Below are 11,396 nucleotides of genomic sequence, written 5' to 3'. Positions count from 1 at the left end.
CGCCTACGCTGCGAATCGTTCGCGCGACCCGCGATCCACCCCGAATCGACACGGAGGCCCCTGATGCGCCGTTCACTTCGCACCCTTTCCGCCCTCGCGACCGCGGCGGCCGCCGCCCTCGCCCTCGGCGCCTGCTCGAGCTCGACCGGCTCGTCCGCCGACTCCGAGTCCGCCTCGCAGTCCGGCGCCCTTCAGACCGTCACCGAGGGCAAGCTCACCGTCGCGACCTCGGACCCCGCGTACTCGCCGTGGATCCTCGACAACGACCCGACCTCCGGCAAGGGCTACGAGTCCGCCGTCGCCTACGCCGTCGCCGAGAAGCTCGGCTACTCGAAGGACGACGTCGTGTGGACCCGCGCGACCTTCGACTCCTCGATCGCGCCGGGCGCGAAGGACTGGGACATCAACCTCCAGCAGTTCTCCATCACGGACGAGCGCAAGCAGGCCGTCGACTTCTCGAGCCCGTACTACACGACCTCGCAGGCGATCATCGCGTCCGCGAACTCCCCGGCCGTCGGCGCGACCTCGATCGCGGACCTCAAGGACGTCCTCGTCGGCGTCCAGGCGGGCACGACCTCCCAGCAGTTCGTCACCGACACGCTCGCCTCGAAGCTCTCGCAGGCCCCGCAGATCTTCAACTCCTCCGACGACACCGTCCTCGCGCTCCAGACCGGCAAGGTCGACGCGATCGTCGTCGACGTCCCCACCGCCTTCTACATGGTCTCCGCGCAGATCGACAACGGCGTGATCGTCGGTCAGTTCGCCGACACCGAGGGCGGCGACTCCTACGGCATCGTCCTCCCTAAGGGATCCTCGCTCACCGTGTCCGTCTCGAAGGCCGTCGACGAGCTCACCGCGGACGGGACGCTCGCCAAGCTCCAGACGCAGTGGCTCACCGCCTCGGACGGCAAGGAGCTGACGATCCTCAAGTGACCCGGCGCGCGGGCCCGGCATCCGCCGGGCCCGCGCGATTCGAAGGAGGCCCCCGACCCGCATGCGCACCACCACCGATCCCCTGGCCGAGCTCCCCGTCTCCGACGTGGAACTCGGCCGTCGCGCGTATCGGCGCCGCCGCGCCCAGCGCTCGATCCTCGTCTCGATCGCGTCGACGCTCGTCTTCGCCGTCGTCATGTGGCTCGTCGTCACGCACTCGCCCGGGTGGGACACGACGCGCGAGACCTTCTTCTCCGGAAAGCACTTCGTCGCGGCCCTCCCGAAGGTCGCCGAGGGCCTGTGGCTCAATATCCGGATCCTCGTCATCGCGGTCCTCGGGGTCGCGGTCTTCGCGACGCTCCTCGCCGCGGCCCGCACGCTCGGCGGGCCGATCTTCTTCCCGGTCCGCTTCCTCGCGGCCGCCTACACGGACGTCTTCCGGGGCATGCCCTTCCTCGTCGTCCTCTACCTCATCGGCTTCGGCATCCCGGCGCTCAATCCGACGACCCGCATCCCGGTCGCCGTCCTCGGCACGATCGCCCTCGTCCTCACGTACACGTCCTACGTCGCCGAGGTCCTGCGCGCCGGCCTCGAGTCCGTCCACCCCTCCCAGCGCTACGCCGCGCGCTCGCTCGGACTCACCCACGGGCAGACGCTCCGCCGGATCATCGTCCCGCAGGCGATCCGCAAGGTGACGCCCGCCCTCATGAACGATTTCATCTCGATGCAGAAGGACGTCGGCCTCATCTCCGTCCTCGGCGCGGTCGACGCGATCCGCTCGGCGCAGATCTACCAGGCGACGACCTACAACTTCACGTCGTACGTCGTCGCGGGCGTCCTCTTCATCCTCATGTCCTTCCCCTTCATCCGCCTGTCCGACTGGTACACGGCCAGGCTCCGCAAGCGCGAGCAGATGGGAGGCGCCGTCTGATGAGCGATCCCCAGACCCCCACCGCGGCTCCGGCCCCCGGATCCGGTTCGGCCGTCCCCGTCCTCGAGGCGCGCAGGGTCGTCAAGCGCTTCGGCGACAACGTCGTCCTGCGCGGCCTCGACCTCGAGGTCGACCCGCACGAGGTCGTCGTCCTCCTCGGCGCCTCCGGCTCCGGCAAGTCGACCCTCCTGCGCTGCGCGAACCTCCTCGAGCAGGTCGACGACGGGCAGATCCTCCTGTCCGGCGAGGACATCACCGACCCGGCGGTCAACGCGGACAAGGTCCGCGCCCGCATCGGCGTCGTCTTCCAGCACTACAACCTCTTCCCCCACATGTCGGTCCTCGCGAACGTCACGCTCGCCGCCAGGATCGTCCACGGCTGGGAGCCCGAGCGCGCCGAGGCGCGCGGCATGGAGCTCCTCGCGCGCATCGGCCTCGACGCGAAGGCGAAGGAGTACCCGGATCGCCTGTCCGGCGGCCAGCAGCAGCGCGTCGCGATCGTCCGCGCCCTCGCGACGAACCCGGAGCTGCTCCTCCTCGACGAGATCACCTCGGCCCTCGATCCGGTCCTCGTCGGCGAAGTCCTCGACCTCGTCCGCGAGATCAAGGACCAGGGCTCGACGATCCTCATGGCGACCCACGAGATCGGATTCGCCCGCAACGCCGCCGACCGCGTCGTCTTCCTCGAGCACGGCCGCATCGTCGAGCAGGGCGCGCCCTCCCAGGTCATCGACGATCCCCAGGAGCCCTCGACGAGGGACTTCCTCTCGCGGATCCTTCACTGACCACGACCCCGCCCGCAAGAACGCACGCAGTTTCCGGGATTTCGGCGTCCGGCCCCCATCAGCCGTCGACGAATGCGCAGGTCACGACCTCGTCGCACGTGAGCGCCGTGGGAAACTGCGTGCGTTTTCGCGCCCTTCGGGCTACTCCCGCGGAGCCGACTCCTCCGCGAGGAGCCGCGCGCGCATCGGCCGCGTCGCCTCGGAGGCGGCGACGATAACGGCGAGCGACGCCACGAGGAAGATCCCGAGGGCGAGCAGCGCCTTGGCGAGCGCCACCGGCCCGGTGACGGCGAGCCCGACGGGCGCGAGGAACACGAGCCCGACGCAGGTGGAGCCTCCGACGAGGAGGAGGGCCGGGAGGAGGATCTCGCGGCGCCTGGCCTCATCGAGGACGCGCATCGGGGCTCCCGCCTTGACGAGGGAGCGGACCTCGCCGATCGTGTCGACGAGTCGGGACGCCTGAGCGACCGCCGTCGAGACGGCCGCGAGCGCGACCGACATCCCGAGGGTGAGTCCGATGCCCGTGCGCAGGTCGGTCATGAGGAGGGCGTCCTCGGGAGTCGTCGCGCCTGTGGCGAGGGCGCCGGTGATCGGGTAGACGCATCCGGCGATGAATCCGACGAGTGCGACCGCCGCGAACGAGCGCCACACGGACTTCGGGTCGTCGGCGAGGCGGCGCCCTGCGAGGAGCGCGCCGGGACGACGGGCCCGTCGCGCCATGATCCGTCCGAGGAGTCCGACCGACCAGGCGCCGACGGCATTGATCCCGGAGAAGACGACGAAGAGGATGAGGAAGACCATCGCGGTGCCGACGGCCTCGGGAGCCATGCGGAGCAGCGTCCCGCCGAGGAGCCAGAACGCGAAGATCGCTCCGATCGCGGCCGCGGCCTTCGCGGACGCCCTGTTCGCCTCCTGGCGGCGGGCGACGCCGAGCGGGGAGATCGACGCGCGGCGCACGGCGATCCAGGCGCTCGCCGCCCCGAGGAGGACGAGGAGGAGGGACTCCGCCGCGATCCAAGCTGGGCCGAGCACCATCTCGGAGACGCTGAGCGGAAGGCCCTGGAAGGTGAAGAGCGTCCAGATCGGCAGGGCGCAGACGTAGAGGACGACGCCGGCGAGAGCTCCGACCGCCGCGTGGGCGACGGTGTCGAGGACGCAGGCGAGGCGGGCTCCGCCCGCGCTCAGCCCGATGAGGCGGAGGACGGCGAGCCGTTCGGCGCGCCGCGACATGCCGAGGCGCGAGGCGGCCGCACCCATCGTGAGGATCGGAACGACGAGGAGGATCGCGGCGAAGATCGCGAGGCCGACGTAGACGCCTCCGATCTCGGGGCCCACGGGCCCGCCCTCGTCCGCCCGCCCTTGGAAGGCGAGGGCGCCGGCGGTGACGCTGAGGAGCATCGCCTGGGGCACGGCGAAGGAGAGGATCGCGAGGCCGGAGGTCGCGACGTCCCGCGAGCGCAGGAGGGCGCGGGACGCGACGAGCGCGCCGCTCATCGGGCCGACCCGTCGAGCGGGGCGGCACCGAAGGATGCGGCGGCGCCCATCGGAGTCCGGGCGGGCGCCGCGGAGTCGCGCTCGATCCGCCCGTCGCGCATGGCGACCGTGCGGCCGAGGCGCGCGGCGATCGCCGGGTCGTGGGTCACGAGGACGAGGGTGGAGCCGGTCGAGGCGCAGGCGCCCGAGAGAACGCTCATCACCTCGGCTCCGGTGCGCTGGTCGAGGGCGCCGGTCGGTTCGTCGGCGAAGACGACCTCCGGGGCCGCCACGAGGGCGCGGGCGATCGCGACGCGCTGGGCCTGTCCGCCCGAGAGCTGCCCGGGCCGGAACGCGCCGAGCCCATCGCACCCGAGGTGGGCGAGGAGGCCGCGGGCGCGGGAGACGGACTCGGCGCGGGACGCGCCCATGAGCATGAGCGGGAGGGCGACGTTCTCCTCGCAGGGGAGTTCGGGGAGAAGCTGGCCGTCCTGGAAGACGAAGCTGTAGGAGGAGAGGCGCCGCTTCGAGCTCTCCCGATCGGAGAGGGCGGTGACCTCGACGCCGGAGATCGCGATGGATCCGGAGGTCGGCCTGAGGACGCCCGCGAGGCAGTGGAGGAGGGTCGACTTGCCGCAGCCCGAGGGTCCCATGACGGCGACCTGCTCGCCGCCGCGAATGTCGAGGTCGACGCCGGCGAGCGCGGGGACGGAGACTCCCTCGCGCACGTAGGTCTTGACGAGGCCGCGGACGGAGATCGCGCCGCGGGAGGGGGCGTTGGTCGGGGGGATCGTGGAGTTCATGCTCCGATCCTCGGTTCTCGCCGAGGTCGCCCGCCATGAGGGAACGCCCTTCCCCGTCCCGGGTTTCCGTTTCCGGGCATCACCGGGGTCCGCGCGTTCGCTTCTCCGGCGTCCACGCGGGCACCCCTTCGGGGTTCACCCGCAATTTCGCACACAGTTTCCCGGATCTCCCGTGGACTCTCGAAAGGTCACCGAGAGAAAGGCCCGGTCAGAAGGCTGTTCCGCTCGCGCCGATGGAGAAACTGTGTGCGTTTGTGCGGGCCGGAATGAACAGTGAGGGGGCCGCGCCGGATGGGCGCGGCCCCCTCAAGAGGTTGCGGAAGCGCCGGGGCTCAACGGATCCCGGGCGTCACGATGAGGGAGAAGGTCGTCGTCGCGCCGTCGGGAGCGGTGAGCTCGACCGTCGTCTCGCCCTCGGCGAGCGGACGGATCATCGGCTGAGCGGAGTCGGAGCCCGCGACGAACTCGGCGATCGAACCGTCGGCGATGGTCGCGCTCCACTTGTCGACGTCCGCGGAATCCACGTCGAAGATGAGGACTCGCTTGACCGGGAGCGTCACCTGGGCGCCGTCGATGTTCTCGGGCTTCTTCGTGATCGTCAGGGGCGCGGCCGACTGCGCGGTCGAGGCGGCGCTCGCCGCCGAGTCCGCGGTGGACGCGGAGGACGCGGAGGACGCGGCGTTCGAGGAGCAGCCGGAGAGGAGGGCCGCGGCAATGGCGCCGGCGGCGAGGACGGAGGTGAAGGATCGCTTAATCACGGAGAGCATTGTAGGCACGGATTCTGCAGGCTCTCGCCGGCCCCACCGCGAGGCGCCGAGCCCTCTCCATCGAGCGGACGCCCCGCCCCGGCCTCGTGAGCGGCACGCCCGTGAGCGATCCCATCGCCCAAGAGCCGCCCGCGGCGCTCGCGGAGGGGCGCACAATGGGAGGACCCCGAGGAAAGGACCGGACATGACGACGCTCGACGAGCGCGAGACCGCCCCCATCGAGAACCCGACGATCGCCGCCCAGATGGGCCACCGGACGATCCGGGCCTTCACCGAGGAGCCGCTGAACGCCGACGAGCTGACGACCCTCTTCGAGGTCGCCCGGCACACCGCGTCCTCCTCGTTCCTCCAGCAGACGACGATCATCCGCGTCACCGACCCGGAGGTGCGCGAGCAGCTCCACCTCGCCTCCGGACAGCCCTACGTCGGCGGGGACCGCGGCGAACTCCTCGTCTTCGTCGCCGACCAGTACCGCAATTCCCGCATCCGCGCCGAGGCGGGAGTCGACGACGCCCCGCTCCGCACGGCGAACCTCTTCGTCACCGCGGTCCACGACGCGCTCCTCGCCGCGCAGAACGTCGTCGTAGCGGCGGAGTCGATGGGCCTGGGGACCTGCTACCTCGGCTCGATCCTCGCCGATCCGCGCCGCGTCATCGACGCCCTCGCCCTCCCCGAACTCACCTTCCCGATCGTCGGGCTCCTCATCGGACATCCCGCGCAGTCGCCCCAGTACAAGCCGCGTCTTCCGCTCGCCGCCACCGTCGCAGAGAACGCCTACCCGCGCGTCGACTCCTACGCCGAACTCCTCGCCGACTACGACCGGATCGTCACCGAGTACTACGACCTGCGCGACGCCTCGAGGCGCATCGAGTCCTTCACGAACCTCGTCCGCACGAAGATCGGCATCGGGGGCGCCCACGTCTCCCCGATCCTCGAGGTCCTCCACGAACAGGGGCTGGCGCTCTCCTGAGGGCGGCCCGGCCTCGTCCCCCTACGATGGGGGCATGCCCCAGGCCCTCGGCTTCCCCGTCTACGTCTTCATCGAACGGCACAGTGCCAACGCGGCCGTCCTCCACCCCTTCCCCGAGCACGAGATCGGGGCGGTCCGCGACGCCCTCGCGGACGCCGGCTTCGAGATCGCCGTCCTCGGGAAGGGCGAGCCGCCGGTCGGCGAGGGGATCTACTTCGAGGACGAGCCCTTCGGCGACGAGGTCCTCGGGCGCCTCGCCGACGCGCTCACCCTCCGGGGGATCGGCGCCTACGCGTACGCCCTTCTCGAGGACTCCCTCGGCCCCGACTCCGGGTCGATCGCCCTCTTCTCCCGCGTCGGCTCCGCATTCCCGAGGGCGGGGCGGCGCATCGTCCTCACCCACATGCACGTCGGCGTCGTCGCCGGCGCGCGCGTCGCGACGACGTGGATCTTCGGGTCGCCCGACGACCTCGCCGAGGCGGACATCCTCCTCGGCTCGCGCTTCACGACCGAGCCCGTCAACGACCTCGACGGAATGGCCGCGATCGAGATCCGCCACGAGGACGTCGGCGGCGCACTGCCCGGGCCCGCCGAGCTCATGGACGCGATCTTCACGATCCTCGGCGCCTCCGGATTCGAGGGCCCCGCGTTCTGCTTCGACACGAGCGCGCAGTAGCCGCCGGGCCCGCGAGGCGCCCCGAGATCGTGGGGGCGGCCGCGCCCGCGACTAGCGGATCGCCTCCATCACCCGCACGCCGTCGAGAACCGGCAGGTACGGGAGCGGATCGACACCGATCTCGAGGACGTAGTCAGTGAGCTGGTCGCGGACGACCCTGCGCAGGTCGTCCGGATCCCAGGGCTTCGCGATGTAGTGGTCGAGGCCCGCCTCGTTGAGCGCGCGGATCGTGTCGTCCTGACCCGCCTGACCCGTGACGAGGACCGTCCTCGTCGACGAGAAGCGCGGATCCTTGACGAGCTCGACGAGGAAGTCGACGCCCGAGCGGCCGGGGAGCCGGTGGTCGGAGAGGACGAGGGCGAGCTCGTCGCCGTCGGCCGCGATCTCCTCGACCGCGCTCCACGCGTCGTCGGCGTCGTCGGCGACCTCGAGGCGGATCTTCGAGCAGAAGTCGTCGAGGTCCCGCTCAAGGGCCTCGCGGACGTCGGCCTCGTCCTCGAGGGACAGGATCGTCAGCGTCATCGTTTCTCCTTCGGTTCGGGTGCTGCATCGGTGAGCGCGGGGAGGCGGACGGTCATCGTCGTCGCGCCGGGCGCGGAGTCGACGCGCATCTCGCCCCCGTGATCGGCGACGATCGACCGGACGATCGACATGCCCATCCCGAGGCCGAAGCGCACGCGCCCCGCCTTCGTCGTGAAGTGCGGTTCGAAGATCCTCTCGACGAGGTCGGCGGGGATCCCCGGGCCGTTGTCGCGGATCGCGACCACGACCTCGTCGCCCTCGGCGCGGACCTCGAGAACGATCCGGGCGGGCGCGTCCCCGCGAGCGGGCTCGCACTCCTGCCCGTTGCGGCGCCGTTCCTCGACGTCCTCGCGCTCGTCCTCGATCGCCTCGGCGGCGTTGACCAGAAGGTTCGTCCACACCTGTTGGAGCTTGGCGGCGTGCCCGCGGACGGTCGGGACTTCGGACTCGTCGCGGACGATCTCGATCCCGCGCATCCGGTAGCCGGTGAGGCGCAGGACGTCGTCGATGCCGGCGCGCACGTCGACGGCCTGGAGTTCGGCGGCGTCAGGGCGCGCGTAGCCCTTGAGCGAGCGCGTGAGGTCGACGACGCGCTCGGCGGCCGCGAGGACGGAGCGGAGCGACGACCCGATCCGCGCGCCCGACTCGATGCCCTCGACTTCGGACTCGTCGGCATCGCGCAGGCCCGCCGCCCTCGCCGGATCCGTCACTCCCGCGAGGACGAGCCGACGGGCGAACCTGCGGTCGCCGCCGACGGCGGGGAGGAGCTCCTTCGCGAGCTCGCGCTCCTGCGCGGTCGACCGGGGCGGCGCCTCGAGGGCGTCGTGCATCGCGGCGCGGGCGGCGGCAAGACGGTCCGACTGGGCGAGCACCCGGTCGACGTCCTCGCCGAGGTGCTCGGCCGCGCGGGCGAGGGCTGTGACGGGGTTGTTGAGCTCGTGGGCGATCCCGGCGGAGAGTTCGCCGAGCATCGCGAAGCGCGCCTTCTCGACGAGCTCCGCGCGGGTCCTCCGCAGGTCCTCGAGCGCGACCTCGAGCGCCTCGCGCTGGACCTCAAGGTCGGCGGCGAGCATCGCGTTCTCGAGGTGGAGGTCTTCGGCGCGCATGAGCCTGCGGGTGAGCGACTGGATCGCGAGGGCCGCGAGCGGGGCAGCGAGCCCCCTCTCCTCGAGGAGGGCGATCTCGAGCTGCTCGTGGGTGAGGCGGACGACCCTCGCGGTCGAGGTCGTCACCGCGGTGAAGAACGCGTTCTCCCCACGCGCGAGGGAGACGAGGCCGATGAGCGGCCCAGAGGTCGCGTGGTGCGCGAGGACCTCGCCGCGCGCGGAGTCGCGGTGGAGCGACACGTCGCCGGCGAGGACGAGGTGAACCGCGCCGACGGGCCTGCCCTGCACGGCGAGGTCCGTGCCCGCGGGGATGACGATTCGCGGCCTGCGCCCGAGGACCCGTTCGACCCCCTCGAGCAGACGGCGGACGACCTCGTTCTCGGAGAGGTCGAGTCCCTCGAGGAGCGGTCCGCGCACCGCGATCGCGGGGGCCTCCCCGATGAGCCCGCGGATCTCAGCATCGCTGCGACCGTCCTCCTCGAGGTGGCGGACCATCGTCGAGTACGCCTGTCCCGCGAGGAGCGGCACCGACCACGGGACGGTGAGGACCGAGGAGAGGCGACCCGACGAGGTCGCGCGGGCGAGGTCGGAGTGCGTCGACTCGTCGGTGATGACGAGCCAACGGGTCGGCTCGAGGATCGGCCGGTCCTCGGTGAGCGCGAGGGCGGCGTCGATGTCGGGGACCTCCGAGGTGATGATCCCGAGGACGACGTGGTCGGCCGGCCCCAGACTCGAGTCGTAGAGGGCGATGTCGTCGGCCCCGTCGATCCGATCGAGGCAGAGATTGGGGAAGGCGCCCGCCATGTCCTCGGTGAGGGAGCGCGCGAAACCCCGCGAGTCGTCTCCGATGACGAGGACGTGGACGTGCGCGCCGACGCGGTGCCCGCCGTCGCGCACATTCGTCCGCTCCCAGGCGCCCCTCGCGGGCTCGAAGCCGGGGGGCGCGACGCTACGGGGGCCCTCCATCTCAGAACACCCCGAGCGGGCCCCAGGTGAGCGGCGCGACGAAGGCGAGGAGGAGGACGCCGGTGACGCCGACGACCGCGCCGACGATCGCCATCTCCTTCGTCGGAGTCGTCCCCGTCGAGTAGGCGATCGCGTTCGGCGGCGTCGAAATCGGGAGGCACATGCCGAGCGAGCAGCCGAGCGCGAGGACGATCGCGATCTCCGCGGCGGGCGTCGAGATCGTCATCGCGAGGCCCATGCCCATGGGGATGAGGAGGTTCGCGGACGCCGAGTGGGAGATGACGTTCGAGGTCACCCATCCGACGAGGGCGAGAACGAGGATGAGGAGGAGCGTCGGGATCGCGCCCCACTGGATCGACCCGAGGAGCCAGGCGTCGAGCCCGGTCTCGCCGACGCCCGAGCCGAGGGCGATGCCGCCGGCGACGAGCCAGAGGACCGGCCAGTCGAGGGCGCGCAGGTCGTCGCCGCCCATCACCTTCGTCACCATGAGGGCGACGACGGGAAGGAAGCCGACGACGTTCGAGGAGATGCCGTGGAGGGACTCCGTCATCCACAGGAGGATCGTGAGGACGGAGACGACGTAGAAGATCTTCGCGTTGCGCGAGGTGTCGAACGTCGCGGAGGTGTCGATGTCGAACTTCGCGTCCTTGGGGACGTAGCGCCAAGAGATGAAGATCCAGGAGACCGCGAGGACGATGAGCATGAGCGGGACGGCGGCGAGCATCCAGTCGAGGAAGGTCACGGAGATCCCGGCGGTCTGGAGGGCGCCGAGCGCGATGGCGTTCGGCGGGGTGCCGACGGGCGTGCCCATGCCGCCGACGTTCGCGGCGACGGGGATCGACAGGGCGATGCCGGTGCGGGCCCGCCCCTCGGGCAGGGCCATGATCACCGGCATCATCACCGCGAACATCGTCGCCGTCGTCGCCGTGTTCGACATGAACATGCTCATGAGGGCGGTGATGAGCATGACGCCCATGACCGTGAGGCGCGGCTTGCCGAGGAAGGGCTTGAGAAGGACGGCGGAGAGCGCCCGGTCGACCTTGTACTTCGCGGCGCCGTCGGCGAGCATGAATCCGCCGAGGAAGAGGATGATCACCGGATTCGCGAGCGCCCCGAAGAACACCGTGTACTTCGGCGCCTCCTCGGCGACCGGGATCACCGCGTGGTCGGAGATGAAGAGGACCTCGAGGAAGATGACGAGCGCCGCCGTCGCCGACAGGGGGATCGCCTCCGTCACCCACAGGAGGATCGCGGCGAGGAAGATGCCGAACATCCTCGACCCCTCGACCTCGAGTCCGGGGAGCCGGATGAAGAGGAATGCGACGATGGCGACGACCGCGCCGATCTGTCCGAAGAGCTTGACGGGGCTCGGGCCCCTGCGCTCCTTCTTCTGGCGGGTCGTCATATTCTGCGCGGAGCGCGGGTTCACCTGCAGCGGCGAGTGATGGGAGCGGACCATTGATC

The 11,396-nt window shown here is 71.1% G+C and carries 11 protein-coding genes; 5 read left to right on the top strand and 6 right to left on the bottom strand.

All coding sequences use genetic code 11. The annotated features are described in order from the left end of the window. Positions 1-63 precede the first annotated feature (63 nt). The 3 genes from DY157_RS08940 to DY157_RS08930 all read left to right on the top strand — a co-directional run bounded on the left by DY157_RS08940 (position 64) and on the right by DY157_RS08930 (position 2,649). Entirely contained in the window at positions 64-933 is an 870-nt protein-coding gene (locus tag DY157_RS08940) for an ABC transporter substrate-binding protein (protein ID WP_115728291.1), read from the top strand. A gap of 61 nt (positions 934-994) precedes the next feature. Further along, positions 995-1,864: an amino acid ABC transporter permease gene (locus tag DY157_RS08935; protein ID WP_115728290.1), complete on the top strand. Its 870-nt coding sequence runs from the start codon at positions 995-997 to the stop codon at positions 1,862-1,864. Continuing rightward, complete coding sequence (locus DY157_RS08930; protein ID WP_115728289.1) at positions 1,864-2,649, top strand: amino acid ABC transporter ATP-binding protein; 786 nt, start codon at positions 1,864-1,866, stop codon at positions 2,647-2,649. The genes DY157_RS08935 and DY157_RS08930 overlap by 1 nt, the downstream gene beginning before the upstream one ends. A gap of 141 nt (positions 2,650-2,790) precedes the next feature. Here DY157_RS08930 and DY157_RS08925 read toward each other — a convergent pair whose 3' ends face one another. The 3 genes from DY157_RS08925 to DY157_RS11410 form a co-directional block, all read right to left on the bottom strand. After that, complete coding sequence (locus tag DY157_RS08925) at positions 2,791-4,143, bottom strand: ABC transporter permease family protein (protein WP_115728288.1); 1,353 nt, start codon at positions 4,141-4,143, stop codon at positions 2,791-2,793. Continuing rightward, the gene (locus DY157_RS08920) at positions 4,140-4,925 is read right to left on the bottom strand and encodes an ABC transporter ATP-binding protein (RefSeq protein WP_115728287.1); all 786 of its coding nucleotides are present in this window, start codon (positions 4,923-4,925) and stop codon (positions 4,140-4,142) included. The genes DY157_RS08925 and DY157_RS08920 overlap by 4 nt, the downstream gene beginning before the upstream one ends. 332 nt (positions 4,926-5,257) lie before the next feature. Then, on the bottom strand, positions 5,258-5,683 hold the full coding sequence (locus DY157_RS11410) for a hypothetical protein (RefSeq protein ID WP_160159514.1): 426 nt from the start codon (positions 5,681-5,683) through the stop codon (positions 5,258-5,260). Between the two features lie 193 nt (positions 5,684-5,876). Here DY157_RS11410 and DY157_RS08910 point away from each other — a divergent pair, with 193 nt between their 5' ends. Together DY157_RS08910 and DY157_RS08905 are read left to right on the top strand one after the other, a co-directional pair. Beyond that, on the top strand, positions 5,877-6,662 hold the full coding sequence (locus DY157_RS08910) for an NADPH-dependent oxidoreductase (protein ID WP_235827142.1): 786 nt from the start codon (positions 5,877-5,879) through the stop codon (positions 6,660-6,662). A 34-nt stretch (positions 6,663-6,696) separates the two neighbouring features. Next, positions 6,697-7,338: a hypothetical protein gene (locus tag DY157_RS08905; RefSeq protein ID WP_115728285.1), complete on the top strand. Its 642-nt coding sequence runs from the start codon at positions 6,697-6,699 to the stop codon at positions 7,336-7,338. 51 nt (positions 7,339-7,389) lie between these two features. On the opposite strand, the gene DY157_RS08900 is transcribed toward DY157_RS08905, so the two are convergent. Genes DY157_RS08900 through DY157_RS08890 form a run of 3 tightly spaced genes read right to left on the bottom strand, consistent with a single transcriptional unit; the run spans position 7,390 to position 11,337 of the window. Beyond that, entirely contained in the window at positions 7,390-7,860 is a 471-nt protein-coding gene (locus DY157_RS08900) for a response regulator (protein WP_115728284.1), read from the bottom strand. Continuing rightward, positions 7,857-9,932: a sensor histidine kinase gene (locus tag DY157_RS08895; protein ID WP_115728283.1), complete on the bottom strand. Its 2,076-nt coding sequence runs from the start codon at positions 9,930-9,932 to the stop codon at positions 7,857-7,859. Before DY157_RS08895 ends, DY157_RS08900 begins: the two co-directional genes overlap by 4 nt. Position 9,933: 1 nt before the next feature. Beyond that, positions 9,934-11,337: an SLC13 family permease gene (locus DY157_RS08890; protein ID WP_115728464.1), complete on the bottom strand. Its 1,404-nt coding sequence runs from the start codon at positions 11,335-11,337 to the stop codon at positions 9,934-9,936. Positions 11,338-11,396: the final 59 nt, after the last annotated feature.

Origin of the sequence: Actinomyces culturomici (assembly GCF_900499005.1) — a bacterium.
Lineage (GTDB): Bacteria > Actinomycetota > Actinomycetes > Actinomycetales > Actinomycetaceae > Pauljensenia > Pauljensenia culturomici.
This window is presented reverse-complemented; position numbering and strand designations above follow the sequence as displayed.

Coding starts and splice junctions, on each gene's coding strand:
- DY157_RS08930 (WP_115728289.1), top strand. CDS start 1,864: ATGAGCGATCCCCAGACCCCCACCGCGGCTCCGGCCCCCGGATCCGGT.
- DY157_RS08935 (WP_115728290.1), top strand. CDS start 995: ATGCGCACCACCACCGATCCCCTGGCCGAGCTCCCCGTCTCCGACGTG.
- DY157_RS08890 (WP_115728464.1), bottom strand. CDS start 11,337: ATGACGACCCGCCAGAAGAAGGAGCGCAGGGGCCCGAGCCCCGTCAAG.
- DY157_RS08900 (WP_115728284.1), bottom strand. CDS start 7,860: ATGACGCTGACGATCCTGTCCCTCGAGGACGAGGCCGACGTCCGCGAG.
- DY157_RS08920 (WP_115728287.1), bottom strand. CDS start 4,925: ATGAACTCCACGATCCCCCCGACCAACGCCCCCTCCCGCGGCGCGATC.
- DY157_RS08925 (WP_115728288.1), bottom strand. CDS start 4,143: ATGAGCGGCGCGCTCGTCGCGTCCCGCGCCCTCCTGCGCTCGCGGGAC.
- DY157_RS08895 (WP_115728283.1), bottom strand. CDS start 9,932: ATGGAGGGCCCCCGTAGCGTCGCGCCCCCCGGCTTCGAGCCCGCGAGG.
- DY157_RS08905 (WP_115728285.1), top strand. CDS start 6,697: ATGCCCCAGGCCCTCGGCTTCCCCGTCTACGTCTTCATCGAACGGCAC.
- DY157_RS08940 (WP_115728291.1), top strand. CDS start 64: ATGCGCCGTTCACTTCGCACCCTTTCCGCCCTCGCGACCGCGGCGGCC.
- DY157_RS08910 (WP_235827142.1), top strand. CDS start 5,877: ATGACGACGCTCGACGAGCGCGAGACCGCCCCCATCGAGAACCCGACG.